29 protein-coding genes and 3 pseudogenes are annotated in these 25,766 nt (G+C 44.0%); 12 read left to right on the forward strand and 20 right to left on the reverse strand.

Annotation, left to right across the window (positions count from 1 at the left end):
• Positions 1 to 28 precede the first annotated feature (28 nt).
• Complete coding sequence (locus ACIFOD_RS05415; RefSeq protein ID WP_430313769.1) at positions 29 to 1,024, reverse strand: NADPH:quinone oxidoreductase family protein; 996 nt, start codon at positions 1,022 to 1,024, stop codon at positions 29 to 31.
• A gap of 131 nt (positions 1,025 to 1,155) precedes the next feature.
• Between ACIFOD_RS05415 and ACIFOD_RS05420 the strand changes: the two genes are divergently transcribed.
• A complete protein-coding gene (locus ACIFOD_RS05420) occupies positions 1,156 to 1,749 on the forward strand; it encodes a TetR/AcrR family transcriptional regulator (RefSeq protein WP_430313770.1) in 594 nt (197 codons plus the stop codon).
• Positions 1,750 to 1,868: 119 nt separating this feature from the next.
• On the opposite strand, the gene ACIFOD_RS05425 is transcribed toward ACIFOD_RS05420, so the two are convergent.
• From ACIFOD_RS05425 to ACIFOD_RS05440, 4 genes are all read right to left on the reverse strand, one after another.
• Positions 1,869 to 2,345 carry a DMT family transporter gene (locus ACIFOD_RS05425; RefSeq protein WP_430313772.1) on the reverse strand — a complete coding sequence of 159 codons (477 nt, stop codon included), beginning with the start codon at positions 2,343 to 2,345 and terminating at the stop codon, positions 1,869 to 1,871.
• Between the two features lie 12 nt (positions 2,346 to 2,357).
• Entirely contained in the window at positions 2,358 to 3,053 is a 696-nt protein-coding gene (locus ACIFOD_RS05430; protein WP_430313773.1) for a Crp/Fnr family transcriptional regulator, read from the reverse strand.
• A gap of 16 nt (positions 3,054 to 3,069) precedes the next feature.
• Complete coding sequence (locus ACIFOD_RS05435; RefSeq protein WP_430313774.1) at positions 3,070 to 3,495, reverse strand: DMT family transporter; 426 nt, start codon at positions 3,493 to 3,495, stop codon at positions 3,070 to 3,072.
• Positions 3,496 to 3,654: 159 nt separating this feature from the next.
• Positions 3,655 to 3,819 (reverse strand): hypothetical protein, encoded by a 165-nt coding sequence (locus tag ACIFOD_RS05440; RefSeq protein WP_430313775.1) that lies wholly within the window; start codon positions 3,817 to 3,819, stop codon positions 3,655 to 3,657.
• Positions 3,820 to 4,037: 218 nt separating this feature from the next.
• On the opposite strand from ACIFOD_RS05440, the gene ACIFOD_RS05445 reads away from it, so the two are divergent.
• Positions 4,038 to 4,880 carry an alpha/beta fold hydrolase gene (locus ACIFOD_RS05445; RefSeq protein WP_430313776.1) on the forward strand — a complete coding sequence of 281 codons (843 nt, stop codon included), beginning with the start codon at positions 4,038 to 4,040 and terminating at the stop codon, positions 4,878 to 4,880.
• Between the two features lie 138 nt (positions 4,881 to 5,018).
• Here the strand turns inward: ACIFOD_RS05445 and ACIFOD_RS05450 are convergent, their stop codons facing one another.
• Positions 5,019 to 6,029 (reverse strand): DUF3231 family protein, encoded by a 1,011-nt coding sequence (locus ACIFOD_RS05450; protein ID WP_430313777.1) that lies wholly within the window; start codon positions 6,027 to 6,029, stop codon positions 5,019 to 5,021.
• A 384-nt stretch (positions 6,030 to 6,413) separates the two neighbouring features.
• Between ACIFOD_RS05450 and ACIFOD_RS05455 the strand changes: the two genes are divergently transcribed.
• Both ACIFOD_RS05455 and ACIFOD_RS05460 read left to right on the forward strand, forming a co-directional pair.
• Entirely contained in the window at positions 6,414 to 6,872 is a 459-nt protein-coding gene (locus tag ACIFOD_RS05455) for a hypothetical protein (RefSeq protein ID WP_430313778.1), read from the forward strand.
• Between the two features lie 151 nt (positions 6,873 to 7,023).
• Complete coding sequence (locus tag ACIFOD_RS05460) at positions 7,024 to 7,575, forward strand: DUF3231 family protein (protein WP_430313779.1); 552 nt, start codon at positions 7,024 to 7,026, stop codon at positions 7,573 to 7,575.
• Positions 7,576 to 7,693: 118 nt separating this feature from the next.
• Here the strand turns inward: ACIFOD_RS05460 and ACIFOD_RS05465 are convergent, their stop codons facing one another.
• The 3 genes from ACIFOD_RS05465 to ACIFOD_RS05475 all read right to left on the reverse strand — a co-directional run bounded on the left by ACIFOD_RS05465 (position 7,694) and on the right by ACIFOD_RS05475 (position 9,212).
• Positions 7,694 to 8,047, reverse strand: coding sequence for a hypothetical protein (locus ACIFOD_RS05465; RefSeq protein ID WP_430313781.1), 354 nt, complete (start codon positions 8,045 to 8,047; stop codon positions 7,694 to 7,696).
• Positions 8,048 to 8,083: 36 nt separating this feature from the next.
• Positions 8,084 to 8,422: a hypothetical protein gene (locus ACIFOD_RS05470; RefSeq protein ID WP_430313782.1), complete on the reverse strand. Its 339-nt coding sequence runs from the start codon at positions 8,420 to 8,422 to the stop codon at positions 8,084 to 8,086.
• Positions 8,423 to 8,747: 325 nt separating this feature from the next.
• A complete protein-coding gene (locus tag ACIFOD_RS05475; RefSeq protein ID WP_430313783.1) occupies positions 8,748 to 9,212 on the reverse strand; it encodes a geobacillin-26 family protein in 465 nt (154 codons plus the stop codon).
• Positions 9,213 to 9,352: 140 nt separating this feature from the next.
• Here ACIFOD_RS05475 and ahpC point away from each other — a divergent pair, with 140 nt between their 5' ends.
• Both ahpC and ahpF read left to right on the forward strand, forming a co-directional pair.
• Positions 9,353 to 9,916 carry an alkyl hydroperoxide reductase subunit C gene (gene ahpC / locus ACIFOD_RS05480; RefSeq protein ID WP_397554154.1) on the forward strand — a complete coding sequence of 188 codons (564 nt, stop codon included), beginning with the start codon at positions 9,353 to 9,355 and terminating at the stop codon, positions 9,914 to 9,916.
• Between the two features lie 12 nt (positions 9,917 to 9,928).
• A complete protein-coding gene (gene ahpF, locus ACIFOD_RS05485; protein WP_430313785.1) occupies positions 9,929 to 11,455 on the forward strand; it encodes an alkyl hydroperoxide reductase subunit F in 1,527 nt (508 codons plus the stop codon).
• 191 nt (positions 11,456 to 11,646) lie between these two features.
• On the opposite strand, the gene ACIFOD_RS05490 is transcribed toward ahpF, so the two are convergent.
• Together ACIFOD_RS05490 and ACIFOD_RS05495 are read right to left on the reverse strand one after the other, a co-directional pair.
• Positions 11,647 to 11,775, reverse strand: coding sequence for a hypothetical protein (locus ACIFOD_RS05490; RefSeq protein WP_430313786.1), 129 nt, complete (start codon positions 11,773 to 11,775; stop codon positions 11,647 to 11,649).
• Between the two features lie 379 nt (positions 11,776 to 12,154).
• On the reverse strand, positions 12,155 to 13,006 hold the full coding sequence (locus tag ACIFOD_RS05495) for an SDR family oxidoreductase (RefSeq protein WP_430313787.1): 852 nt from the start codon (positions 13,004 to 13,006) through the stop codon (positions 12,155 to 12,157).
• 229 nt (positions 13,007 to 13,235) lie between these two features.
• On the opposite strand from ACIFOD_RS05495, the pseudogene ACIFOD_RS05500 reads away from it, so the two are divergent.
• From ACIFOD_RS05500 to ACIFOD_RS05510, 3 genes and pseudogenes are all read left to right on the forward strand, one after another.
• Positions 13,236 to 14,641, forward strand: a pseudogene (locus tag ACIFOD_RS05500) (spore germination protein).
• 31 nt (positions 14,642 to 14,672) lie between these two features.
• Positions 14,673 to 15,767, forward strand: coding sequence for a GerAB/ArcD/ProY family transporter (locus ACIFOD_RS05505; RefSeq protein WP_430313788.1), 1,095 nt, complete (start codon positions 14,673 to 14,675; stop codon positions 15,765 to 15,767).
• On the forward strand, positions 15,764 to 16,858 hold the full coding sequence (locus ACIFOD_RS05510; RefSeq protein ID WP_430313790.1) for a Ger(x)C family spore germination protein: 1,095 nt from the start codon (positions 15,764 to 15,766) through the stop codon (positions 16,856 to 16,858). The genes ACIFOD_RS05505 and ACIFOD_RS05510 overlap by 4 nt, the downstream gene beginning before the upstream one ends.
• Before the next feature lie 75 nt (positions 16,859 to 16,933).
• On the opposite strand, the gene ACIFOD_RS05515 is transcribed toward ACIFOD_RS05510, so the two are convergent.
• The 3 genes from ACIFOD_RS05515 to ACIFOD_RS05525 all read right to left on the reverse strand — a co-directional run bounded on the left by ACIFOD_RS05515 (position 16,934) and on the right by ACIFOD_RS05525 (position 19,028).
• Positions 16,934 to 17,626 (reverse strand): hypothetical protein, encoded by a 693-nt coding sequence (locus ACIFOD_RS05515; RefSeq protein ID WP_430313791.1) that lies wholly within the window; start codon positions 17,624 to 17,626, stop codon positions 16,934 to 16,936.
• Between the two features lie 42 nt (positions 17,627 to 17,668).
• Positions 17,669 to 18,229 carry an AAA family ATPase gene (locus ACIFOD_RS05520; RefSeq protein WP_430313793.1) on the reverse strand — a complete coding sequence of 187 codons (561 nt, stop codon included), beginning with the start codon at positions 18,227 to 18,229 and terminating at the stop codon, positions 17,669 to 17,671.
• 388 nt (positions 18,230 to 18,617) lie between these two features.
• Positions 18,618 to 19,028, reverse strand: a complete 411-nt coding sequence (locus tag ACIFOD_RS05525; protein WP_430313794.1) for a DUF4440 domain-containing protein — start codon at positions 19,026 to 19,028, stop codon at positions 18,618 to 18,620.
• 463 nt (positions 19,029 to 19,491) lie between these two features.
• On the opposite strand from ACIFOD_RS05525, the gene ACIFOD_RS05530 reads away from it, so the two are divergent.
• On the forward strand, positions 19,492 to 19,710 hold the full coding sequence (locus ACIFOD_RS05530) for a hypothetical protein (RefSeq protein WP_430313795.1): 219 nt from the start codon (positions 19,492 to 19,494) through the stop codon (positions 19,708 to 19,710).
• Positions 19,711 to 19,847: 137 nt separating this feature from the next.
• On the opposite strand, the pseudogene ACIFOD_RS05535 reads toward ACIFOD_RS05530, so the two are convergent.
• Positions 19,848 to 20,078 (reverse strand): annotated as a pseudogene (locus tag ACIFOD_RS05535) (KGG domain-containing protein); the annotation flags it as partial.
• A 219-nt stretch (positions 20,079 to 20,297) separates the two neighbouring features.
• Between ACIFOD_RS05535 and ACIFOD_RS05540 the strand changes: the two are divergent.
• Positions 20,298 to 21,487: pseudogene (locus ACIFOD_RS05540) on the forward strand (MFS transporter).
• A 48-nt stretch (positions 21,488 to 21,535) separates the two neighbouring features.
• Here ACIFOD_RS05540 and ACIFOD_RS05545 read toward each other — a convergent pair.
• From ACIFOD_RS05545 to blaOXA, 5 genes are all read right to left on the reverse strand, one after another.
• Positions 21,536 to 21,994: a DinB family protein gene (locus ACIFOD_RS05545; protein WP_430313796.1), complete on the reverse strand. Its 459-nt coding sequence runs from the start codon at positions 21,992 to 21,994 to the stop codon at positions 21,536 to 21,538.
• Between the two features lie 87 nt (positions 21,995 to 22,081).
• Positions 22,082 to 22,567, reverse strand: coding sequence for a hypothetical protein (locus tag ACIFOD_RS05550; protein WP_430313798.1), 486 nt, complete (start codon positions 22,565 to 22,567; stop codon positions 22,082 to 22,084).
• Positions 22,568 to 22,643: 76 nt separating this feature from the next.
• Entirely contained in the window at positions 22,644 to 22,904 is a 261-nt protein-coding gene (locus tag ACIFOD_RS05555; RefSeq protein WP_430313799.1) for a phosphatase, read from the reverse strand.
• Positions 22,905 to 22,922: 18 nt separating this feature from the next.
• Entirely contained in the window at positions 22,923 to 23,111 is a 189-nt protein-coding gene (locus ACIFOD_RS05560; RefSeq protein WP_430313801.1) for a hypothetical protein, read from the reverse strand.
• Positions 23,112 to 23,405: 294 nt separating this feature from the next.
• Positions 23,406 to 24,188, reverse strand: coding sequence for a class D beta-lactamase (gene blaOXA, locus ACIFOD_RS05565; protein ID WP_430313802.1), 783 nt, complete (start codon positions 24,186 to 24,188; stop codon positions 23,406 to 23,408).
• A 143-nt stretch (positions 24,189 to 24,331) separates the two neighbouring features.
• Here blaOXA and ACIFOD_RS05570 point away from each other — a divergent pair, with 143 nt between their 5' ends.
• Positions 24,332 to 25,708 (forward strand): PLP-dependent aminotransferase family protein, encoded by a 1,377-nt coding sequence (locus ACIFOD_RS05570; protein ID WP_430313803.1) that lies wholly within the window; start codon positions 24,332 to 24,334, stop codon positions 25,706 to 25,708.
• The last annotated feature ends 58 nt before the right edge of the window (positions 25,709 to 25,766 follow it).

Below are 25,766 nucleotides of genomic sequence, written 5' to 3' on the forward strand. Positions count from 1 at the left end.
CACTAAATCAGATAATTCATATAATCCCCTATTCTAAAATGTTTACAACCGTTCTCCCTCTTGCCTTCCCCGCAAGAATATCAGACAAGGTCTGAGGAAGCTCATTGAATGAAACTTCATTCTGAATGTCATGTAATCCATCAGGCTTCAAGTCTGTCGCCATGCGCTCCCATAACGTTACTCTCAAGTCTTTTGGACAATAAACCGAATCGATCCCCAATAAGTTCACGCCTCTCAGGATGAATGGGAATACCGTTGTCGGAACGTCCCCACCCCCGGTCAATCCACTAACAGCAACGGATCCTCCGTACTGTGTATTGCTTAATACGGCTGCCAATGTCTTACCACCGACAGGATCGATGGCACCCGCCCAGCGTTGTTTACCAATCGGGCGAATCTTCTCGGGCGTTACGTCTTCACGGGAAATGATTTCTTTCGCCCCCAATTTCTTTAGGTACTCATGTTCGGATTCTTTCCCTGTACTGGCGATGACGTCATAATTCCGTTTCGCAAGCATGGAAACCGCCATACTTCCGACGCCTCCTGTCGCCCCGGTCACTAAAACGGGACCATCTTCAGGAGTCAATCCCTTCTTCTCTAATTGATGGATGGACAGGGCTGCAGTAAATCCTGCCGTTCCGAAGGTCATAGCTTCCTTCATGGTCAAGTGTTCCGGCAATGGGACTACCCATTCAGCAGGGACCCTTGCATATTCACTGTAACCACCGTAATGGGAAACGCCTAATTCATAGCTGGTCACAATCACCTTGTCACCCTCTTTATAACGGGAATCTCCTGATGACGTGACAATCCCGGCCAGATCAATCCCAGGTACAAACGGATATGATTTCACGATATTTCCCTTTGGAATGCTCGCTAAGCCGTCTTTATAATTCACACTGGAATAATGGACCTGTATGGTCACATCTCCTTCCGGCAGGTCATCCATGGACAGAGATTCAACGTTCACTGAGAAGTCTTCCTCGGTCTTATTCACAACAAGAGCTTTAAAAGATTTTGACATTTGAATCATTCCCCTTTCAAATTGATTAGGTTCATCATAGTACATTTTATACTGACCGGTCAATTTATTTTGTCCAGCCAATCAAAAAGTTGTATAATGGGAATAGTTCCAAATGGAGGTTCGATGTTACGATGGCTAAAAAAGCTGAACAACGACGCAAACAAATACTAAAGGCCGCCTTTCAAGCCGCATCGGAAAAAGGATATGAGTCCGTAACCTTACAGGATATCGCCGATTATGCGGACGTCAGTAAAGGTGTGACCAACTACTATTTCAAAAATAAAGGCGATGTATTCGCCAACCTTTTCGAATGGCTCACAACCAGAATCTATGAAAAAGAAGCTGAATCCATCGAAGAAAAAGGTACAGCTGCCGAGAAGCTGGAAGCCTATCTCAACCAGGTATTCATCAGTCCCGCCGAAAACAAAACATTCTACCGGGTATATCTGGACTTCCTGTCACAAATCAAAAACGAAGACCGCTACAAAGTAATCAACCAGATATTTTATGAAAACTGTTGGTCTATCGGTGAAAACATCATCACACAGGGAATCAAAGAAGATATCTTTCAAGTGGAGAACATCAAACAAGCAGCTAAAAGTATCCGTGCCATGATAGACGGAAGTCTGATTCAATGGCTGATGAGGGATGATGATGCCCTCCACGATTATTATCATAAGATGTGCCAAGAATCTATCCATCACATCCTTAATTTCAAGAAGTGAACTATTTGACCAGTGCTGAAAAAAAACAGACTTAGAAAAGGTTCTAAGCCTGTTTTTAGAAATAAAAAGTGGCCACTCCCCTGCCTAGGGAGTGGCCACTTTTCTGAAGCGTAAAGCCTTCACGCTCCCACACTTTCTCGTATGTCATCCACTTTAGCATCCGTCCGCTTTTCCAACTTATAAACCAACACCCCGCCAATCAACAACCCAATCCCAAGAATCTTCTCCCAGGAAAGTGCAGACGGTTCAAAACCGAACCATCCACCTGTGTTGACGATAAAAGCAATGGTAATTTGAGAAATAAGCGCGATCGAGATCGCATAGGCGGGACCGATCAAGGTGACTCCCCTCATCAGGAAGAACACGATGCCGACGCCGAACACCCCGCTGAACAGAAAGACGGGATTTACCCCGCTGAAGTCCAGCAGACTTTTATCTTCCATTGTGTAAAAGACCGGCAGGGAACAGACGAGACCGAGGCCAAGTACCAGGCTCGTCGTTGCCCATGGGCCTGTCTTTTCACTGACTCTTGCATTGAATACATTTTGTAAACTGATTAGGATTCCTGCCACGATGGCGAGTACGATTCCGATCATTTGAGACCCTCCTTATTCATAGATGTTTCCTTTCGCAAGGATGCTGAGTTTTTCAAGATCTTTGATGGTGATGGACCCGTTGACCCGTTCGATGAGGTCGTCGGTTGTCATCTTCTTAAGTACCCGGTTCAGGTGACGGTAGCTCGTGCCGATCCATTCGGCGAGCTCCATGAGATTGGACGTATGCATCTCCTGATGGAACATGGTCCCTTCGCCCGCTTCGGAAATGGATAGCAAATAGCTTGCCAGGCGTACTTCGACGGGATACAACATGTGCATGCTCGTTATATGAGATTCCGTGTAAAACTTGTGGGCCACTGTATCAAACAAAAAGCGCATGATAGCAGGATGCCCCTTCTCCAGTTTTGCCAAATCCGAGAAAGGAACCGATAAGAACACCCCGTCCGTGACGGCTTCCACCGAGTTGAGTACAGCAGTGCCTTTTGAATATTCCACATCCCCGATCAGGGCAAGGGGTCGCTTGAACCGGTTGATCAGCAGTTTCCCCTCAGGTGTATGGGTGAAAATCTTGATTTTCCCCTCCAAGAGAAAGTACAGTTCATCGAGCTCTTCCCCCGTCGAAAAAAGATTGTCCCCTTTTTCAAAAGAATACACCTTGATATGCTTTCTGAAATCCGCTGGAAATAACTCATCCAGGTCGAATTGTTTTATATAATGGTCTGGCTCAGCACTTTGTATTTCTTTCATCATTTGACTCCTTCTTCTACAATTGGAAAAGGACGACACCTGCAAGCATCATCGAGAGGCCAATTGCCTGCCTCGGCGTAACCGGGATCTTCTTCTCCCCGAACCATCCCCGTGACTCGATGAGGAATGCCGTCCCGATCTGTGCCACAAGAAGGATCGCAATCGCCGATGCCGGTCCGATCATGTGAATCGCCGTCAGTTCCGAAAACACCACGATCACACCGAAACTACCTCCGATCAAGTACAGGATCGGTACCTGCCTGAAGCTCTTTCCTTTTCCATCTCTTACTTTCATATATATCGTCATCGCAATCACAAAGGCAACAAGATGAACCATCGAAGTCGTATGCCACCCGCCGATCGCGTCACTCATCCTTGCATTGAATATCCCCTGCATGGTGATGCAAAGTCCACCAAGCAGCGCAAATAAAGCACCTTTCATCGTTCATCCTCCTATTCTTTGTTCTATTAAATAGGAGGACGGATTATTGCGAAAGGACATATGTCCTAAGGATTGCCGATTTTGGGATCGGGTAAACCAGAGGAACCAATAGACTGCCTATCTTCCTTCTTTAAGTCATAACTGAGTAAACCTTTTTCGTTAATAACCAAATTCATTAATAAATCCATGCTTAATGATTTCAACCTTCACGACCGGATCAATCACGACTTCAGGATACTCCTTGTCCCTCAAATCCATCATGAGAACAAGGATTAATGCTTCTTTAGTATTGAAATAGCTTGTTAAACCTTCTTTATGAAACATGGCTAATCCGCTGATCTCTGCTGAACCCTATATGTTATAGTCATATATATAGTTATCATAACCGTTTTACAAAAAGGGAAAAGGAGGCCTCGTCATGATGATCAAGTGGATTCGCATACGATGATAATGAATGGGGTCGCCTATCATGCTCCAGAAGAGTTTATTCATCTACGTCTTCATAACAGCGAATAGAGAATAAATCATACGGAGGTAAAAAAATGAGAGAACAAATGGTGAACATAAATAATGTGGAAATCTGTACAGAAAGTTTCGGAAACCCTAATGACCCTGCTGTGCTATTGATCATGGGTTCGATGTCTTCATTAGATTGGTGGGATGAGGATTTCTGTCTCCGACTCGCTGATCAAGGAGTGTTTGTCATTCGGTACGACCATCGGGATTTGGGGCGATCAACCATTTACCCTCCTGGTACTTCCCACTATACCGTAACCGATATGGCTGACGATGCAGCCGGTGTTCTGACTGCTTATGGCATAGATAAAGCTCATATCGTTGGAATGTCGTTGGGCGGTATGATCGGCCAGGTTCTTGCCTTGAAATATCCTGAGCGCGTGCGGACCCTTACACTCCTTGCATCAAGTGTATTCGGAACCGTGATGGAAGAACTGCCTCCAATGGATCAGCGCATACTCGATCACCATGCGAAGAGTGCTTCCATCGATTGGTCAAACCGGGGAGTGGCCATTCCCTATCTTGCGGATGGATGGAGAACATTAGCTGGTTCCAAGCCTTATGAACAGGAAAGAATGGTTAAACTGGCTGAAAGGGAGTATGACCGTGCCAAACAGCTGCCGAGCAGATTTAATCATGCCCTGCTGCAAGGTGGAGGCGCTTATTACAATAGAATGAATGAGATCAGAGTACCTGTTCTCATTATACACGGCACGGAAGATCCGGCTCTGCCATACGAACACGGTCTTGCCCTTGAGAAAGCCATACCACATGCTGAATTAGTGCCTCTTGATGGATCAGGGCATGAGATTCATAGTGAAGACTGGGACCAAATAATAGATTCAATTGTAAAACTTCATTCGCGATAAAAGAATATATGGATAAAGGCAGCCGTTTTGAAAGACGGCTGCCTTTTTATGGGGGCTGATCCCCATTTCTGGTTTCCTGGATCTGATTCCACAATCCCCCTGAAATTCAGATTAATCAACCTTCTACCCACACACTTATTATCCCTTAGTCAATTTCCTTCGATCTTCAACCTGAGGTGGTTCTTCCATCCAACCCTTTTTGACCATGATTTTTCCACTCTGTTTGGCGAAATCATAAATGTCCTTTGCAAGGAGTGACATCTTAGCAGGTAAATCATTTCGCAAACTAAACGCACCGCCAATGGCGTTACTTCCAAGTCCAAATGTCGTTAACAAACTGGTGTTATACATCATCATCTTATCTGAGAAAGGAGAAACAGTTGAAGCTGTCGCTTTCCCCGCATGAGTCGCTGGAGGTTCAATGAAATCATCTCTTAAAAATTCACCCAGTGATGTTTCAACTTTCTTGGCTAGCTCCATTCCTTGAACAAAATGATTACGTACAGATTTATCAGAAGCCACTTGTGCAAACCCTATCATTAATTGCAACCCTGTAAGATTCGTCTCAATCGCATGGTGGATAAGTGAAAGTTCAATCGTATTCAACGACCTTTCATTTGAAAGCAAGTTCAACGAGGTTAAATACTTTTTGTTTTGTACAAACGCCACTTCTTTCGGCATCGATACATAAGGGGGGCGGGAAAGAACTCCTTTCTCCAGTAGTAGATGCGTCGTTTGGTCATAAGCTTCTTGTGCCTCCATTGTCAGTCGTCTGAATAATTGTCGAATATCTTTGCGATATGACATCGTGGAATAGAGTGCATAAAGGTTCGTTTCGATCTTGGACATCAAGTGCAAATACATGACATCATAATGAAAGTCGAATAACTTAGGAGCCCCTTTGTTCACATCATGTTCAGTAAACCCCACAGGAATCGCTGCCCCTTCCTGTTTGAAAATATCTGTCACGACGCCTACGCATTCGGTAACTCGTTCATAATGTAACTGTAAAATGTGTTTAATCTCAACCTCTTCAGCCTGTTCAAGAAAGTATTCCAGAAATCTCATCATCATCGTTTTCTCTTGATACGTCATCCACAAGTTCCCTAGTTCAGATGAAGTAATGGGTATTATTTCCTCACGATCCATCCTCAGACCTCCTAGTAATCTCATTCGTTTCTTTTAACATGACCCACGACTCTAATATTATGTATAACCCTATATTTTGAAAGAGCCCTGTTTAAAATAATCATATGGGTTCTGTCTTATTACACTTAGGATAAGTTAAAGAATAATGTATGCTGCCTCTAGTCATACTATCTTCAACCTATCTAGGAGTGTTCCGATGAGTGTAACTCAGTTGTACCTTGTAAAGAACACACGCTTAATTCAGTGGAAAAAATAGGCGCCTTTTCATACGTTTAGATATGTCAGTTTCACATTATTTCTCATAAGGAGCCTTGTTGCACTAGTCAAGGGCATGGACAAATCGAAAAGCGCATAATAAAAAAGTAAACCTAAAGGTTTGATAACATGAAAAAGACTCAAAAGTTAGAAGCGGTCCTTTGGAGCATCGCATTTCCTGGCTTTGGCCAGTTATTAAATGGGCAAGTAGCGAAAGGGTTTCTTTTTATTCTTTTGGAATTTGTCATAAACAGTATGAGTACGTTTAACCTTTCTATCATGTTTAGTTTTCTTAACAGGATCCAGGAGGCTGCGAAGGTCATTGATTATCAATGGATCATGTTTTATCCATGTGTCTATATGTATGCCATGTATGATGCGTATAAATGGGCAGACGGAGAAAATCCACCACTCTCTTATCTTCCATTTGCTTTTGGTGCCTACTCTGTCACGGTTGGTATCATGTACTCACCTCACCCACTTTTCGGTATATTCTTCGGACCGATTTGGCTTCCAATGCTGTCAATCATCCCAGGACTCGTCATTGGATTTATGATTCGAACCGTATTATTAAAATACATATTATAGAATAGGGGTGGAGAGCCAGAGTGAGCCAGAGGGACAGGTACCTTGGCTCGATTTTCAGTTCCGATGTTCCTGGTCACTTCCTCAAATAAATAACAACAGATTAAAAGGAGGATAATTGGCAACAATGGTAGTAAAAAAAGGAGGACAATGAATGCAGAATCTCTTTGAAACAGCTTTTGATTACCTGCGAACCACCTTTGATACAGAACCAAAGTCACCTCCACATATCGGTGAAGCGATGGGATGTTGGCTTTATTTCACTGCCTTGGCAGAAGAAGTTCCTGTCCTTGAAGCTTCATTAAATACAACAACAGACAACGAGTTAATCCAACTCATTAACAAATCAAAGAATCTTGGGGAACATCAATTGAAAATACTTCAACAATTCATGGTAGAAGAAGGCATACCCCTTTCGAAAACTTCAGAAACCAGACCTAAATCCGACCCCAATAGTATTCCCTTAGGGGCAAAAATGACAGATGATGAAATCGCTAACTTTATCTCCATTAAAATTGCCACGAATATTGTGATGTGCGCCACAAACATGAGCCAAAGCATCCGCAATGATATGGGTCTCATGTGGGCACGGTTTCAGGCTGAAAAAATGGTATTTGGGATGGAACTGAAAACAGCGATGCGCAAAAGAGGATGGCTAAAGGTGCCACCTTACTATTATCCTCCAGGGGCGCCTAAAAATCAGTAAGCCCACGTATAAAAAAGAAGCTGAACCAAGGGGACAGGCACCTTGGCTCAGCTTCTTTTCAAATAATCAACACCGCTATAACTTCTAAGAACTAACAATGATCACTGACCCCTGGGTTTTAATACGATCTGCGCCCTTGTACTCTCCAGAAATCCATCACTATCATCACCATCGTAATAATGACAATGACATAAAGAATGCTGCTATTAATCACATGCATAGTCATTTGAACCACAAATAATAGCACCAAAAACGACGTTCTCCAAATCAATTTTATCCTGCTCACCTTCTCCTCACGAATGCCCCTACTGAATCTGGGGTAATAGATTCCCAAACCGAGCAGGATGAGGATGGTAAACAGATTGATAAAAGGCGTTAAACCTCCAAACAGATTCAATCGGCTGATGGAAAAATAGAATATGATTGAATACAAAACCAGAAGGTACAGGTTGTAACGCAGTATGTTTGTCATGTTATCTCCCTCCTAATTTGCCGCCGGGCCTAATCCTTATCCATGTCTACTAACTCTTCCCGCATTCTTCCGCTTCCGAATCAACGACCCCCACCAAACGATCAGATAAATATAACCGAACAGAAGATATAAAGCCCATAACTCCCCTTTTCCCAGGTGAATCAGCCATTGCTCCAACTCATTCTGATTTTCCCCTCGATAAATTCCATTCACAAAGCCGACAACCGGGATGGAAAGGGTCACAAAGATGGTGATCATCGCCCTCCATATATCCTGTTGTTTTTTTATCGAGTAGAAGGCTGATGCAATTGTTACTAGCATGAGAGAGTAATAGAGGAGCCAAAACCAATTTGGCAGGGTTTCTGTAGAATACATGTATCTTCACCTCTTTTCCTTTATCTTTATGTATTTTTCGTGAGAATTCCTCTTCATGCTCTATTTCGACAGGTAGTATTCTAATCCTGCACCACTTCACAAAACTGAGTATTTTCGACAAAAGGATCATATATTTCATAACTGATGAAACCGGTTCATATATCATAAATCCAGGTCATATGTAACGAAAACTGGTTCATAAAGTGGGATTGAGTAGGATTTTTCGAGTGTGGATAGTCAAATCACCCACTTAATCCGTCCACTTCGATTCCTTTTCCAAAATATTGAGGATCTAACCCTGGTACACATGCCATCAGACGATGCTTCATGAATCAGTCAAGCTAACGTAATAATATCCCACATCCTCTAATGCTGCCTGCATTCCTATAAAAGACGTAATGCCATAATACACCGCACCCAAAGCCAAACAGGCTATGATTACCCCACTTACCCGAGGTATATGTTCGGTTTTTTTATAAAAGATCAGTGTGGTTATTCCGACAATGATCAGGTAAGAAATCGATAAAATGAGCCCGAATTTGTGACTGCCAAGATCATTCACAGCCGTTCGAAAACGGTCCAGGTGAGCTTGATTTTCCTCGTTCTCGTCGATCGTCACCTCGTGATCTTGATAACCGATTTTCCAGGTGAACCCATTCTCTCCTTTTATGACCGTGTACTGATAACCACCCGCTTCTCCTTCCCCTATCACAAATGGTGATGCCGCATAAATATGGACGGGAAGCAGGGTGAACATCAACATAAACAGGACAAGCAATCGTTTCTTCAACTCCATCTTCCTTTCTATCAGAACCTCAATCTTTTCCCTTGACAAAGAAACGCATATATATAATAATAAATATCGAATTAGAATTATTATAATCTATTAATGATTCTCAATCACACAAACTACTAGGAGGAATTTACACTATGTCATTAATCGGTTCACAAGTCGTACCATTTAAAGCAGAAGCATTCAAAGATGGTGAGTTCATCACTGTTACAGACGAAAGCCTGAAAGGTCAATGGAGCATTTTCTGCTTCTACCCTGCAGACTTCACATTTGTATGCCCGACAGAACTTGAAGACCTTCAAAATAACTATGAAACTCTTAAAGAGCTTGGCGTAGAAGTATATTCAGTTTCTACGGACACTCACTTTACACATAAAGGCTGGCACGACAGCTCTGAAAAAATCGGTAAAATCAAATATGCGATGATCGGTGATCCATCACAACGCATCACTCGTGGTTTCGATGTATTAAATGAAGAAGATGGTCTTGCTGACCGCGGAACATTCATCATCGATCCGGATGGTATCATCCAGGCAGTTGAAATCAATGCAGGCGGAATCGGCCGCGATGCAGACATTCTAGTAAGCAAAATCAAGGCGGCACAATATGTGCGCAACAACCCAGGCGAAGTTTGCCCGGCTAAATGGCAGGAAGGTTCCGACACTCTTAAGCCAAGCCTTGATCTAGTTGGTAAATTATAAGGAGTGCTGAGCATGCTTGAAGCAGATATTAAAGCACAATTAGAACAGTACCTGCAGATGATGGAAGGCGACATCGTACTGAAAGTCAGTGCAGGCGACGATGACATTTCGAAGGACATGCTGGCTCTTGTTGAAGAGCTAGCTTCCATGTCATCACGCATAAGCGTAGAAAAAGCAGAACTGACAAGAACACCAAGCTTCAGCGTGAACCGTCCTGGTGAAGAGACCGGCATCATTTTTGCCGGGATCCCTCTTGGACATGAATTCACATCCCTGGTCCTTGCTCTCCTTCAAGTCAGTGGCAGAGCACCGAAAGTGGATCAAAGCGTCATTGAACAGATCAAGAGTGTCAAAGGTGAACACCACTTCGAAACGTATGTCAGCCTAAGCTGTCACAACTGCCCAGACGTGGTGCAGGCACTGAACATCATGAGTGTCCTGAACCCGAACATCACACACACGATGATCGACGGAGCTGCCTTCAAGGAAGAAGTGGAACGCAAGAACGTCATGGCTGTTCCTGCTGTCTACCTGAATGCTGAATTCTTCAACGGCGGACGCACGACCCTGGAAGAAATCCTTTCTAAAATCGTGGAAGGGCCCGGTGCTGATGAGCTATCGGATAAAGACCCTTATGACGTCCTTGTTGTTGGTGGCGGACCCGCAGGAGCAAGTGCCGCGATCTATGCTGCACGTAAAGGCATCCGTACAGGAATCGTCGCTGAACGCTTCGGAGGTCAGGTCCTTGATACAATGAGCATCGAGAACTTCATCAGTGTGAAGCACACAGAAGGACCGAAGCTTGTCGCAAGTCTTGAAGAGCATGTGAAGGACTACGGCATCGATGTCATGAACCTTCAGCGCGCAAGTCGTCTTGAGAAAAAAGACCTTGTGGAGCTTGAGCTTGAAAACGGTGCGGTCCTGAAGAGTAAGAGTCTGATCATCTCGACAGGTGCACGCTGGCGTAACATCGGCGTTCCTGGTGAACAGGAGTTCAAGAACAAAGGAGTGGCGTACTGCCCTCACTGTGACGGACCACTGTTCGAAGGCAAAGATGTCGCTGTCATCGGTGGAGGAAACTCCGGAATCGAAGCAGCCATCGACCTTGCTGGAATCGTTAAGCATGTGACGGTCCTTGAGTTCAATCCTGAACTGAAAGCGGACGACGTGTTGCAAAAACGTCTTTACAGCCTGCCGAATGTGACCGTGCTGACAAACGTGCAAACTCAGGAAATCACCGGTACGGATAAGGTGAATGGAATTACCTACACCGATCGTGATACCCATGAAGAAAAACACGTTGAACTGCAGGGAGTATTCGTCCAAATCGGTCTCGTTCCAAACACAGACTGGCTCGGCGACCTTGTGGAACGCACGAAATTCGGTGAAATCATCGTGGACAAACATGGTGCCACCAACGTCCCTGGCGTATTCGCCGCAGGAGACTGTACAGACAGCCCATACAACCAAATCATCATCTCCATGGGATCAGGCGCGAACGCCGCACTAGGCGCATTCGACTACCTGATTCGGAATTAGGCTGATTTAGAGGTCCGTCCCTTGTTTTGAGGGACGGACCTTTATATATTCAAGACAACTTTTTTTCGAAATGAATAACACCATTTCTCATATCCCAGCTTTTCTTCATAGAATCTGTGGGTCTCCCGTCTTGCGAGCCCGGACTCAAGAGCCATATACTCTCCCCCGAGCTCACCATCCAATTGATGTACTTACTCCAGCAGCTGCTTTCCGTATCCCTTGGAACGGTGGATGGATGACATAACCAAATCACAAATGGAAATATGATATTTGTTGTAGAAATTGATACGCTTCTTCCGACAAATCGGATCATAACTCATTCATCACCCGATAGGCCTGAACCATCTCAGTCCTCGTTTGAAGTTCTTTAATGGTTGCCATCTCTCAACCCTCTTTACCTATAACTGTATGTAATCAACATGCTTCCTAAACAATTGCCTTCCACTAAATGTTAACACATTCTTCTCCTGAGGGACGGACCTCTATTGGAGGATTCTTCTTATCAGTATCCACTCAAGAACCACTTTGAGGTCCGTCCCTCTTTCACCACCTTAAACGGATCTAGAAGTAATCGTTCTCACAGGAAATTAGGATAGGTCAGAAAGAGCTGAGGTAATCAACTTTTTCTGACCTTTGTGTAATGATCCAACGGATTCTGGTTAATGTGTGGACTCAAACCATGATATCTTCCCCTTAGTCTTACTGCCAGTTTCCCTGGTAATCTTCTATATAACGTTCCAATCGAATGGAATCCGTATTGGTTATTTTCTTAAATTCATGTGTGACTCCTTTGGCCAATCCCAACTTAGTTGGAAAATGAATCCCGATGACCACATTTACGAAGTCCTCTTTTTCACCTTTTTTCACCATATAAGATTTAAATTCCTTCACTGTAGGATTCGAGTATTGGATCTTCTCCCCGAGTATCGCCGACATCATTTCGGCTACCTCATAGAAATCGACAGCCCGATCCCCTGTTATGACATGATTCTTATTCGTATGCTCCAGAGGGTGTTGAAAAGCATGGATGGCAATTTCCGCAAGGTCCCTTGTATCGACGAAGCTGGTTTTCCCTTTTCCTGCAGGAATGAATATCCTTCTATTTTCTTTGATTTCATCTGCCAAAAAGTCCTGTAGATTCTGCATGAAGTATCCGGCTCTGATGAAAGTATAGGGGATGCCCAGTTTTTTAATCATCTTTTCGTTTTTATAATGATGAATGAAAGGAAGATACTGCACATCCTTGACGGATAAGTAAACAATATGCTGGATTCCCCTCTTCTTCATCGCTTCGAGAAACGCTTGAAACTCCAGTTTGTCTCCTGGAGGATATATTAGAAATACTTGATCGACCTGATCCAAAGCCTCATCAAACGTCCCCGTATCGGACAAGTCCAACGTTGTAAAAGCATAATCTTCTCCATAAATATTTTTCGCTTTTTCAACATTTCTTACAGCGCACTTCATGGAGACATTCCGATCTTTCAATTTCTTGGCTACTTCTATCCCTACTTTACCGTTAAACCCCGTCACAAGTATTGTCAATTTCACTCACTCCTCTTTATGAGCAATATGATTCATCTTACCTTTATCAGACATATGATAAGTCATCTATCTTATTTTGCAATATGTCCCCGGATCCATACATTTGTTTCATGAGTGAACACCAATATTTTCGTTCCATTCCCCATCCACGAAATTCTCCCTTATTTCCGAACATAAAATATCCCCTTTCAGGCAAAATAATGTAAACCCTCAAAAGGCGGCAGGTGAATCACGAATGAGTTCTTCTGGAAAGATCGTCAACACAATCGAACAAAATATAGAGGAGATTCACTCCGCCCTCTATCATACGGAAGATTTGAAGATAAGGGATCTCATTTTTCTGGACAAACCATACAAGCTACTCTACATCGATTCCCTGGTCGATAAAAAGTTGATCGAACGAAACATCATTGAGCCTCTTCTTGAAACCAAAGGAGATGCCACCCCTGAATCCGTAATCAAAAACGCCGAATATAGTAGATCGACTGATCTTGAAGTGGCAGTGACCGGCCTCCTTGAGGGGAACTGCGCCCTGTTAACGGAAGGTGTAGCTTCCGTTCTTCTGATGCCCGTTGCGGCCGGTGATGATAAGTCCATCCAGGAACCTGAAAATGAACACATCATCAAAGGATCTCATGATGGCTTCACGGAGAATATGAATAAAAACCTCTTCTTGATCAGGCGAAGAGTGAAAAATCCTTCTTTACAAATAAAGAATTATACTCTGGGGTCTAAAACACAAACCAAAGTATCGGTCGTCTATTTGGAGGAATTGGTGGATAATGGTCCGTTAGACATCCTTATCGAGAGGATCGAAGCGGTAGAGGTCGAGGAGCTCCAATCTGCAGGGGAGCTGGAAGAATTGATTGAAGATAATAGTTATTCTGTCTTTCCCCAACTATTAGCAACGGAAAGACCCGACCGGGCGGCGTCTTATTTACTGGAAGGAAAATCACTTGTGATTGTGGATGGAAATCCTCATGTGCTTGTTTCACCGATCACCTTTTTCAGCTTTTATCAATCACCGGATGACTATAACAGCAGATGGATCATTGGATCATTTTTCCGTCTCATCCGTATCTTCAGCTTTTAGTGGCGATCTGCTTACCAGCTGTCTATATTGCCATCGTGTCTTTCCACTCAGAGATTCTGCCTCTTGGGATTCTATACGCCATCCGTGTTCAGATCGAATACGTCCCGCTCCCGCCATTATTTGAAGCGATCGCCATGCAGATAGTATTGGAGCTTTTGAAAGAGGCGGCGATCCGGCTCCCTTCCCCCATTGCTCAAACGGTTGGGATCGTCGGCGGATTGGTCATCGGGACGGCAATCGTAGAGGCAGGCTTTATATCCAACACGATGATCGTCGTTGTCGCCCTGACGGCGATTGCATCTTTTGTTGCACCTGTCAATCAAATGGGGACGGGTGCAAGGATCATGGCGTTTCCAATCATGCTTGCGGCTAATTTCTTTGGCTTTTTAGGAATCGTCCTTGCCCTTGCCGTATTATTGATACATTTATGCCGTCTGGAATCATTCGGAAAGCCTTATTTGGAATCAATCGCTCCATTTTACTTCCATCAACTGAAAGATACCTTTATTAAATCGAAGAAAAGAAATCATCCTATGAAACAAACTTAGCTCACATTCAGAAAGGGGGATGGAATCTCTCATGGCCAAGACAAATTCCCTGACGAACCGGCAAATCTTTTTTTTGATGACCCAGACCCAAATCGGCTTCGGGATTCTATCCCTTCCCAATACGTTGCAAGCCACCAGTAAAGGAGACGGCTGGATTTCAGTCCTTATGGCCGGAGTGATGATTCAGCTTGTCCTCATCATGTTATGGCTGTTATTGAAAAGGTTCCCACGTTTGACCTATCCTGAAATCACACAATTTGTGCTGGGAAAACAAGTAGGAAAATTTGTGAACCTGATTATTTACATTTATTTCATCTGGGCTGCTACGTTCGTTTTACTGCAATTCACATCCATCATTGAAGAGCATCTGCTCATTAGCACTCCCTATTGGGTCATAGGGTTATTAATAATTCTGACTTGTACATATGCAGCCATCAGTGATATCCGGATCATCGCCAGATTTTTTGGTGTGATTTCTATTGTATTTCTTTTTTTATTCGGGATTTCTTTTTTTTCCTTTCTTCTTCCGATGGAATTGCATCATATCCTCCCATTCGGAAGCAGTGGCTTAAAGAATATTACCTTAGGCAGCCGTGATTCTATGTTAACGTTGTTGGGATTTGAAGTGATTCTCTTTTTATACCCACTAGCAGAAAAAAAAGGAACTGATTTCCTCAAGGTGATTTCGTGGGCGAACGTCTTTGTCACAGGGCTGACGGCTTACTTTGTACTATTATGCATACTGATATTCAGTGAAGCTTTTTTAGAAGAGATCAAATATCCCGTCATCTACTTTCTGCGGCCCCTCCATTTTCAAATGATCGACCGGATCGACCTACTGTTTATATCCATCTGGATCGTTCCACTGGCCGCTTCGATCATCATATTTATTTATTTGGCAAGTAAAAGCCTGCGACTATTTACTGACAACCAAATGAAACGGGTACTTATGAATAGCCTGGCAGTATTCCTCCTTTTTATAGCGGCGCCGAAAGATCCTGAATCCAAGCAGCTCTATACCACTTGGATCGAATATATGAGCTATCTGGTCTTAGTCGCCATTCCGCTTCTGCTATTACTATGTTCACGATTCTTACACAAACAGATAAAGGAGGATTCCCATTGAGAAAATTACCATTCCTATTCTGTTCGTTGCTTCTTTTGACCGGGTGCTGGGATCAAAGGCAGTTAAAAGACAGCCGGCTGGTCAACGGAATCAGTTTTGACACGACGGAAGATCCCGATAAGATCCTTGGAACAGTCCGCGCCATTAATATCCGAAGTTCCGGCGGGGGAAAATTCGAGGTAATGGATGAATTCTATGAAGCCGAAGAGGAAACGGTTTCCGAGCTTGAGATCGATCTTCAGAATAAAGTATCCGGTCAGATGGATGTGGAAAAGGCCTTCATCATCATTGTAGGGGAGGACCTTGCAAAGTCTAAAGGCATCGCGCCCCTTTTAGAGCCGTTCTTCAGGTCCGTCAAAGGATATATCGCTTCATCCATCGTCATTAGTGAAGGGACAGGAAATGAAATTCTCACTTTAAACAAACAAGACAGTCCGATTGTGTTCGAGGTGAATGACCTGCTGATAGGTGGTGTGGAAGAAGCCTATATCCCTGATGAAACGACCTTTACTGTCTGGAATCACCACACCCCCAAAGAGAAGGACATGATCCTCCCCTATATTAAAAAAGATACGGAGGATAAGCTTAAACTGGCGGGGTCCGCTTTATTCAACGACGATAAGTTTACCGGTCACACCCTCACCACCAGCCAAACCTCCCTGTTGATCATTATGATGAATCAGCTGAAAAAACGAGGGAAATTAATTATACAATCAAATGAATTCAGTCAGCCCCTTACCCTGGCCATCCATAAAGCCACATCAAAAATGGACGTCAAAAAAGAGAAAGGAAAAGTCACCTGTACGATCAATACGGACCTGAAAGCACGGGTTCTAAGTTATTATGAGGAGACCACTCCAAAAAATATTAAAAGCCTAAATAAAATCGCTTCAAAAGAACTCACTAAAAAAGCCCGGGAACTCACTGATCTATTGATTGAAGCCAATAGTGACGCGCTGGGAGTCGGGGAGGAATTATCGGTCACCTATCATGATTCCTGGAATCCTGATACGTGGAAGGAAAACTATCAAGAAGTCAAGATTACCCCAAAGGTCAATGTTGATATCATCGGAACGAACAATCTGAAGTAAACCGTAAAGCCGGTCAATTCTTACTGGCCGGCTTCTTTTATCATCTTAAATGGTCTTTCTCTCCTGCATAAAGGGTTATTTTGGTCTCATCGGTAAAACATCTACAAATAAGAAACGATCCCGCTCTGTTTGAATATCCGGCGTCACCCTTTCCTCCCCCAATTCATACTCGATCGGAAACCCGAAGTTTGGACCATCGAAAACAAACGTATGGAACTCTCCATTTTCACCGCAGATATCATGAGTCTCTTCAGGATAATCCCGTATGAACGCTTCATCATACACTCTCCCTGCGAAAGATGGATGCAGTTGATCCATATCCACACAAGTGAGCACGGTTTGAAACCCAAGCTCAATGAACTCACGGCTCAACTCCCCGACAGGCCGACCCCAAAGCGGAAAGACCGGGCTGATTCCCGTCCCTTCAAGCATCTCCTCCCGATATGCCCGCACATCCTCCAGGTGAATATCCCCGAAAACCATATGAGTGACACCATCACCCAACATATCAGATACCGCCTGCTCCATCCGTTCCTGATACACCTCATTCGGGCAATCCTGCGGGATCCAGACTTCCCTAAGCGGAATCCCGAGCGCATCCGACTGCTGCTTCAACATCCCATATCGGACCCCGTGAATCGAAACCCGGTCGAATCCTTCCGTCAGCGTCACGAGCAATGAATCAATCTCGTATTCCGGATTTTGTTGAATTTTATATATTGCCAGAGTGGAATCCTTTCCACCGCTGAATGCTATGACTGTTTTCATTTGGACCTCCATGCTTGCGATTTTGTATATCCGTTTCTATCATTATAAGTGGAATTTCCCTTTGATTATCTCTGCCACTTCTTCCGCACTCAAGTTTGTATTGTTTATCTTTATATAATTTGAATATTTGATTTCCCCTTCTAAAGAATTCAATCTGTATGTCTCCATCGACGTCTTCAAATCACCCTCAGACCATTCAATATCCCTTTTTGATGGCTTATGTTCAAGTCTATTAGGACTTTTATTTCGCTCAAGTCTTTCTTCTAAATCTGCCTCAAGCTCGACAAAGTAAACAGTGCCTCCCCTGGACTCGAACAACTGAGAGACTTGATTAACATAATCCCAGTCCTCTTGCATATCAAATGCCCAGACGTAAGTGAAAATCATTCCATACAAATCACTCTTTGATACCTCTTCAAATATCTCATGACGAAACAGATTGACTAATCTCTTTCCTTCTTTCGTGCCGTAGTCAAAGAAATGACTGACCAAATCAATTGTCATATGATTATGAAAAAGTTTCAAATCCGTTCGTTTAGCTAACTCCTGTCTGACTGTCATTTTACCAACCGCTTGAGGTCCAAATACAAAGACAAATTTCATTAGTTCTCTCATTCAGTAACAATATTTCTTTTAAAAAGTAAAAACTACTTTTTATTCAGTTCCTACACCATGATTCGACCCCATGTTATGTATTCCTTCTGAAAAGCTTGCATTATTGGTACCATTTTCTATCGATTTCACAGTAAAAAGGGCCGCTCACACGAAAAAATCGGTCCTAAATACACCCATTTACAGAAATCCCCCCGTCTTTCCCCTGCATCATAATCCTTCTCATCCATTTATCGGCGAAAATCAGATTTTAACGGCGAAATTCCCAATATAACGGCGAAATTTTAATTTTAACGGCGAAATCCTCCATATAACGGCGAATTGCCTCCAACACAATCAGGGACGGACCTCGATCCTCCAGGAACACTAACTCTTAGCACTAAGTTTTGAGGTCCGTCCCTCGCACAACCCCTGCCTCAATGTAACTCCTCATCAACTTCCAATCGTCACCTTCCACTTTCTTAAACGTATCAAAGAACAAGTGACACGTCTCCAGCGCTTTCCCATTCATCACAATCGTTGCAGACAGAATTGCCATCACTTCATCCTCCTTCAAAGGAATGATCGACACCTCGAAGATTTCCCACTCTGCGCGCTGCTTTTTCACAAAATCAAACCCCTGCTTCCAGCCCTCGATCGATTCCTCATAGCCAAAATCAACGACTTCTCCCTCCCTGATTTCCCTGGCTTGATAATCAGTCGAAATGAATGTCTCCAACTCTATGATAGATGAATTCTTCCAAGCTTCTAAAAATGTATCAAGAAACGGCTTAAATGTTTTATCGTTCATAGAAACCTCCTAAAGTCTTTTACTACCAATCATTTCAAAATATGGTGATGAACTCAATCACCAATTCCATAAAAAAGGAGCTCACCCTGTTTCGGCCCAATCAGGGACGGACCTCTAACGCATCCCTCTCACAATCCCCGTCTCAATATAACTTCTTACCAATTCCCAGTCGTCACCCTCCTCATTCTTAAACGTATGTTCATCACAACCTACTAAACTATGTCACTACCAATTATTTCAAAAAAGAGCCGTGAACTCAATCCCATATAAAAAAGAAGCTCAACTATTTGTCGAGCTTACGAATGGTATTCATTTATAGTCCCTACCATTAAAAGAATCTTCATCCATACATATTTCCAAGTGAAAATCACGACTTTTCTCCCTTACAAACATCTTGATAGTATGTTAAAATAATCCAAAAATTAAAAATTCTTTCCCTTTTTAAAGAAAGGAGATCAAGAAAATGTCAAAAAATCGTGAGCTGCTTACCATTTTGCAGACGCTCCAAACCTATTCAGATTGTGATATCACCCAGTCATTTTCTGAACATGATTCTGACGTATTGCTGGTTTCTTTCTCCAAGGAATTAAACTCATTTGTCATCACTCATCATGACTCAGAGAAAAGCTATCATGATATCGACTCAGCTCTAACCTTATTAGAAAATGTATTACAGACCTAGCTTCTTATGAATGATCAATAGATTAAACACAAGAAGACCCGTCGGCGATCGACAGGTCTTCTTGTGTTTCTGAAGCCATCCGGTGGCTATTTATTGCTGTTGGACTTGTTTGAACTGTTGGAGTTATTCGAGTTGCTGGAGTTACTGGACTGGCTTCCACCTTTGGCTCCTATTTCCTGATAGAATTTCTTGTCGTGATTTTCTGAGGTTGCTTCTCCACCTTTTTCACCGATCTCTTGGTAGAATTCTTTGTCATGGTTCTTCGCCGTTTGTTCGCCGCCTTTACGGCCAGCTTCTTCGTAACTCATTTTGTTGTTACTGTTGTTGCTATTGTTACTGTTTTTGTTATTGCTGTTACTGTTTGCCATAAATAAAATCCTCCTTAAGTTTAGTGAAAATGGTGTTGCTTTGTACATTGGTTATATACCTCGTGAGATGAGAGCCAAACAGATAATGGTTGTTTTTAACATTTATGTAATTTAATTTACACCGGATTCATGACAGCATGCTTCATAATTAGAAGTGCTCCTTGAAGAGGGGTATGATGAAGGTATCAGAGAAGATTAGTAGAAAGGGAGTCTTGCTACATGGATTACATCAAACGGGGAACACCGGCCTTTAAAAATGCAAACCTCGCCCTGTTTGCAGGCGGATTCAGCACCTTTGCCATCCTGTGGGGAACACAGCCCCTGCTTCCGGACATCGCTAGTGAGTTCGATGTCTCACCAGCCACTTCAAGTCTCAGCCAGTCATCCACCACGATTGCCCTCGCCATCAGTCTATTAATCGCAGGTTCATTATCCGATGTCTATGGAAGAAAATCCGTCATGACCTTCTCGTTACTGGCCTCTTCCATCCTTGCCGTCAGCACAGGATTTGCATCAAGCTTCCCTATGCTCATCATTGGCCGGATCCTGCTCGGGATAACGCTCGTCGGGCTTCCAGCTGTCGCCATGGCCTACTTGGGTGAGGAAATCGAAGCGAAGAGTCTCGGGATGGCCATGGGATTATACATCAGCGGAAACTCCATCGGGGGAATGTCCGGTCGGATCATCAGCGGCGTCCTTACCGATTATTTCAGCTGGCATATTGCCTTGATGGGGATCGGGATCATCAGTTTATTATCGAGCATCATCTTTATGGTCCTGCTTCCCCGGTCTGCCCATTTCGAACCACAGACCTTCCAGTTGAAATTGTTGGCGGGCTCCCTCTTCAGCCAATTCAAAGTGCCGGGACTCACGTATCTCTTCACCATCGGCTTTCTATTGATGGGCGGATTCGTCTCCCTCTACAATTACATCGGATTCGAGCTGATCGCACCACCTTATTCACTCAGCCAGACCGTTGTCGGATTCATCTTCATCGTCTATATCGTCGGCACCTTCAGCTCGACCTGGATGGGGATGCTCGCCGATCAGTATGGAAAAAAAGAATCCTGCCCCTGTCGCTCATCATCATGTTATCCGGGGTCTTCATCACCCTGCATCCGAATCTGTGGGTGAAAATCATCGGGATCGCCATCTTTACCTACGGATTCTTCGCCGGCCACTCCATCGCCAGCAGCTGGGTCGGACGCCTCGCCGTCCACGATAAAGCACAGGCTTCGGCACTCTACTTATCCGCCTATTACGCTGGATCTAGTGTCGGCGGTACCGTCAGCGGTAGCTTCTATCACCATTTCGAATGGTCCGGTGTGGTGTGGATGATCGTAACTCTTTCCGTGATCTCGATCGGGATATCGATGCGATTGGGGAGAAGGAACGTGGCACAATCATAAAAGAGGACTTGCCATGAAGTCCTCTTCATTGGTCGAAATGAGGAGAAGTTATCCCTTCACTCCCGCTTTCGGATCCCACGACCCCTGCAACTTTCTAATATAAAGAATTTGTCCTGCATGGTAAGTGGTATGGATGGTGAGGTGGGCAATGCTATCAGCCCAGTTATTCACGTTCGCTTCATCTGCCTCTTCAACTGCTTTCTTCCAATCAGCCATCAATTGATCGATCCGCACAATCGTTTCTTCCCAACTGAGACCTTCCCTGTTCAAAAACGTGCTCTCACCTGTACTCTCTTCATTCTCGATCCCATTCAATCGATTTAAATGGCGCTGATTATAGTAGATGAGATGATGGACGATTTCAGAGATGGAGTTGGTGGCTTCACTTGGCTTCCACTTTGCTTGTTCCCCGGTGAGATCATGGATGGAATTGATCAGTGAGACAAACCAGGTATTTTCGGTGTGGCAGGCATCCAGTTGCATGAGTAAGAGTTTTTTGGCGTTCATTTTTTTCCCTCCTGTATTTTCATATTTACTTTTACTTTCAAGATGAAGAGAGGCATTTCCTCTCTCCATTCAAAAAGATCCTCTTTTTTAAAAAGGGACCTCCACAGTTTCATGAAACGTCATCCCCATGTACTGATACTCGATCATCACCCGACTAACTGCTTCGTCATGAAACACATGTACGGCATAGATGGTATCGTCTTTCGTCGCAGTTCCATCATTTAATTTCTCCATTTGTTCTGACTGAGAAGATCCCCCATTGATGACTACATCCTTTAGGTTCTTATATTCTACTTTTTCATCCCGATCATCATCGCCAAGGACGAAACCTTTCAGAAGATTACTGACCTGCATCTTTACTTTTTCAGGAGCTTCATCGTTGTTGACTGTGACCTTCACCACTTTCGCTTCACGGAAACCATGATTGGTTACTTCAACCAAGACAAATTTCCCATCCTCATTCTGACTAATCATGCCAATCTCCATTGGCGGATTCTCTCTTACCCAGATATAAGCTCCTCCCACTACGACGGCCACCAAGAGCAGTACAGCTGCGATCCAGCGTTTTTTCATCGGTCTATCCCCTTTTTCACCAACATCCGTTTTATTCATAGATTGCGGTAGATCCGCCTCATATCGGGATTTCCTCTCAATTATTGTCTACTTGAATATTTCCCCTGAGGGATACTACGATCAAAGTAATCCCGGTGATCGCAGTAAAAGCCGCCAACACAAGGGGGAATGCTCCAGCGTCCCGTATTGCTGTCCCATATATTCCATATCTACTGTCCCACCCTAGGCCATCCGTTTCACCCAACATGCGGGAATAGATGGCTGCCGTTATAAGGGCTGAACCATATAGAATGGCACTTACCAATAAGCAAGTCAATCCAATCAGTAATTGTTTCATTTTTCCACGTCCTATCTCTCATCTTCCGAAAAACTCCGGCAACGGTACACCAAGATCGAATAATGCGCTCGTCACCAGGAGGATCAGTACTGGGATGACACAGAGAATCAGGATTACCGTCCACAGTCTATGGGAGGATCCCTCCCGCTTTTTCTTTCGGTATAAGTCTTGAACCAAATTTTGCTTTTCACTGTTATGTTGTCTCATTAGATCCTCCTTTCCTGAAACTCCTGTTTTCACTCTAGACTATTCGCCAGCCTATGATGGTAATCCTGTTTTCCTAAAAAATATCAAGTACCTTATCCAGAACCATTTTTGACAAACCGCTCATATATTAAAATTCTTTGGTTCATATATTGCTTTGAAAATTGATCTCTTGCCTTCAACTGATCCGCATAACTTATTTCTAAGCTCTGAATAGATCATGTTTATAACCATGGCTAAATTTGAACGATTTATTAAAGAAAAGAGCTTATCCTCCAAGAAGATAAGCCCTCACAATTAATTTTCCGGAATGATATGCAGTTTCTTCAAAACCTCCACCGTAAGATTCTTCGCTTCTGTTCCGTTCCCGTCCAGGTTGACGGCAAATACCCAGTTGCCTTTGTCCGTTTCCACATATCCCGTGTACCAGCCGAGCCCGAAATCCGATAGCCTTGTCCCGGTCTTACCGTGAATGATATAGTCATCCTGTTCATCATTGATCATGATCCGCTTCACGGTTCTCATCTGCTGTTTGTCATACGGAAGGCTCTCTTCCACAAGATCTTCGTAAAAGTCCGTCTGTTCACGTGCCGATATTTTCAAGCTGCTGTCGAGCCAGAAGGAGTCGATGCCTCCTGAGATATCTTCATTCCCGTAATCCATCAGCTCCAGGTTTTCTTCCATTCTCTCTTCCCCGATATCCCTGGCCATGGACTGATAGTACCAAATCACGGAGTACCTCATGCCCGATGCGAGAGTGTGGTCCCTGTTCCAGTCGGGAAATTGCCTTACTGTCCCGTCCCATCTTTTGACCTCGTACTCATCCTTGACCGCCCCTGTCTTCAATCCAATTAACGCGTGGGGCACTTTATAGGTCGATTCCGGGGTGTACCTCCGTTTACTTCGCTCTTTGTTATAAATGAACTCTTTGTCTGTCTTCAAATCCCTTATGATGATTGTCGCGTCTTTCCCATTTAACATGTCCGTTATTTCTGCCTGGATATTAGTCTTGGCATCGGCATAGGATCCCCCCATGACAATAAGGATAACGCTCAGTACTAGTGCAGCCAATCTTTTCACGTCACTCAACTCCCAAAAATTTTCAGAAAGACAGGCCAAACGTCCATGCCTCCCGTTCTTGTTTTCTAGTATACTGACAGGAAAGGAATGACCCAACGCCGTTTTTCATAGACTGTACCCATACAGATTGGGAGGAGATCTTGATGTCCCCTGCTAAGTTTGAAGAAATTATGCGTTACATAGTGGAGCTGGCCGAATCAGGAATTCTGAAGCCAGGAAGCCGCCTGCCTTCGATCAGATCCCTCGCTGAGCAGTTCTCCTGCAGTTTGAACACTGTCATTAAGGCTTACAAGGAATTGGAGTTCAGCCATAAAATTTATGCGGTTAGCAAAAGCGGATATTATCTTGTCGGGGACTTTCCTTTCAAGAGGCAAAGTGGTGGCACCATTCCCATCTATGACTTCTTATCAGCAGGACCCGATACGCATGCCATGCCCTATCTTGATTACAAACACTGCATGAACCAGGCGATCGACCAGTACAAAGAAGATATGTTCACTTATTCCGAACTCCTCGGCCTTTCCACCCTCCGACACGAACTTGCCCGGCAGCTACGGGATTTACAGGTATTCACGACTCCGGATCGAATCGCCGTCACAACGGGATCCCAGCAGGCCCTTCATATTCTGATCGGTCTTCCATTCCCCAATGGAAAAAAGACCATCTGCACCGAACAGCCTGCTCATCCGAGTTTCATAGAGTCATTGAAGAATCAATCTGTACGGAACATCGGTATTGAAGTCGGAAGAGATGGACTGGACTTGGAGCGGCTCGAAACCATTTTTAAACATACTGACATTAAATTCTTCTATGCTGTCTCCAGATTTCATAATCCTACCGGCCACAGCTATACCAATGAAGAAAGAAAGAAAATTGTCGAGCTCGCAGATCGGTATGATGTGTACATCGTCGAGGATGATTATATGGGGGATCTGGATCCCGATTTAAAGCAGGACCCCATGTTTGCCTATCAGCCGAACGGAAGGGTCATCTATACGAAGAGCTTTTCCAAAACCCTCCTCCCCGGTCTCCGTCTGGGGCTTGCCGTCCTCCCCGAAGAACTGATTGAAGGATTTACCCGGGCCAAATTCGCCTCGGACGTTCACACTCCCGTCATCACCCAGGGAGCCTTGGAAATTTATTTAAAAAACGGGATGTTCGCTGCCCATATTGAAAAGATCCGAAAGCTGTACCGAAAAAAAGGGGAATTGCTTCGCGAGGCGTATCAGACCTTCATGCCGGAGGGGGCGATCTATACATGCCCCACATCAGGATTCTATTCCACAGTCAGGCTGCCTTCTCATTTAAAAGCAGATCAACTGATCGAACGATTAAAAGAAAAGAATGTTCTCGCTCAGAGCACCGTGTCTATGTATCTATCGGATTGGGAGAGGCATGATGAGCTCCGTCTCAGTGTGTCACACGTTGAGGAAGATATGATTTTCGACGGGATTGAAGTGATGGGGCATACGATTCAGGAAATGGTGGTAGAGCGGGAAAGGGGGGTGATTTGGAGGTAATGTTCTTTCTCACCGAAGGTTTTATGAACCATTTTTTCTATATAAGATAAAGAACCCT

The sequence above is a fragment of the Rossellomorea sp. NRS-1567 genome (assembly GCF_050467885.1).
GTDB lineage: Bacteria > Bacillota > Bacilli > Bacillales > Bacillaceae_B > Rossellomorea > Rossellomorea aquimaris_C.

Coding starts and splice junctions, on each gene's coding strand:
- ACIFOD_RS05555 (WP_430313799.1), bottom strand. CDS start 22,904: ATGAAACAATTACTGATTGGATTGACTTGCTTATTGGTAAGTGCCATT.
- ahpF (WP_430313785.1), top strand. CDS start 9,929: ATGCTTGAAGCAGATATTAAAGCACAATTAGAACAGTACCTGCAGATG.
- ACIFOD_RS05490 (WP_430313786.1), bottom strand. CDS start 11,775: ATGAGTTATGATCCGATTTGTCGGAAGAAGCGTATCAATTTCTACAAC.
- ACIFOD_RS05515 (WP_430313791.1), bottom strand. CDS start 17,626: ATGAAAACAGTCATAGCATTCAGCGGTGGAAAGGATTCCACTCTGGCA.
- ACIFOD_RS05425 (WP_430313772.1), bottom strand. CDS start 2,345: ATGATCGGAATCGTACTCGCCATCGTGGCAGGAATCCTAATCAGTTTA.
- ACIFOD_RS05570 (WP_430313803.1), top strand. CDS start 24,332: ATGTCCCCTGCTAAGTTTGAAGAAATTATGCGTTACATAGTGGAGCTG.
- ACIFOD_RS05445 (WP_430313776.1), top strand. CDS start 4,038: ATGAGAGAACAAATGGTGAACATAAATAATGTGGAAATCTGTACAGAA.
- ACIFOD_RS05505 (WP_430313788.1), top strand. CDS start 14,673: ATGGCCAAGACAAATTCCCTGACGAACCGGCAAATCTTTTTTTTGATG.
- ACIFOD_RS05550 (WP_430313798.1), bottom strand. CDS start 22,567: ATGAAAAAACGCTGGATCGCAGCTGTACTGCTCTTGGTGGCCGTCGTA.
- ACIFOD_RS05455 (WP_430313778.1), top strand. CDS start 6,414: ATGAAAAAGACTCAAAAGTTAGAAGCGGTCCTTTGGAGCATCGCATTT.
- ACIFOD_RS05465 (WP_430313781.1), bottom strand. CDS start 8,047: ATGACAAACATACTGCGTTACAACCTGTACCTTCTGGTTTTGTATTCA.
- ACIFOD_RS05470 (WP_430313782.1), bottom strand. CDS start 8,422: ATGTATTCTACAGAAACCCTGCCAAATTGGTTTTGGCTCCTCTATTAC.
- ACIFOD_RS05440 (WP_430313775.1), bottom strand. CDS start 3,819: ATGTTTCATAAAGAAGGTTTAACAAGCTATTTCAATACTAAAGAAGCA.
- ACIFOD_RS05545 (WP_430313796.1), bottom strand. CDS start 21,994: ATGAACGCCAAAAAACTCTTACTCATGCAACTGGATGCCTGCCACACC.
- ACIFOD_RS05560 (WP_430313801.1), bottom strand. CDS start 23,111: ATGAGACAACATAACAGTGAAAAGCAAAATTTGGTTCAAGACTTATAC.
- ahpC (WP_397554154.1), top strand. CDS start 9,353: ATGTCATTAATCGGTTCACAAGTCGTACCATTTAAAGCAGAAGCATTC.
- ACIFOD_RS05430 (WP_430313773.1), bottom strand. CDS start 3,053: ATGAAAGAAATACAAAGTGCTGAGCCAGACCATTATATAAAACAATTC.
- ACIFOD_RS05530 (WP_430313795.1), top strand. CDS start 19,492: ATGTCAAAAAATCGTGAGCTGCTTACCATTTTGCAGACGCTCCAAACC.
- ACIFOD_RS05435 (WP_430313774.1), bottom strand. CDS start 3,495: ATGAAAGGTGCTTTATTTGCGCTGCTTGGTGGACTTTGCATCACCATG.
- ACIFOD_RS05520 (WP_430313793.1), bottom strand. CDS start 18,229: ATGAAATTTGTCTTTGTATTTGGACCTCAAGCGGTTGGTAAAATGACA.
- ACIFOD_RS05460 (WP_430313779.1), top strand. CDS start 7,024: ATGCAGAATCTCTTTGAAACAGCTTTTGATTACCTGCGAACCACCTTT.
- ACIFOD_RS05450 (WP_430313777.1), bottom strand. CDS start 6,029: ATGGATCGTGAGGAAATAATACCCATTACTTCATCTGAACTAGGGAAC.
- ACIFOD_RS05420 (WP_430313770.1), top strand. CDS start 1,156: ATGGCTAAAAAAGCTGAACAACGACGCAAACAAATACTAAAGGCCGCC.
- ACIFOD_RS05525 (WP_430313794.1), bottom strand. CDS start 19,028: ATGAACGATAAAACATTTAAGCCGTTTCTTGATACATTTTTAGAAGCT.
- ACIFOD_RS05415 (WP_430313769.1), bottom strand. CDS start 1,024: ATGTCAAAATCTTTTAAAGCTCTTGTTGTGAATAAGACCGAGGAAGAC.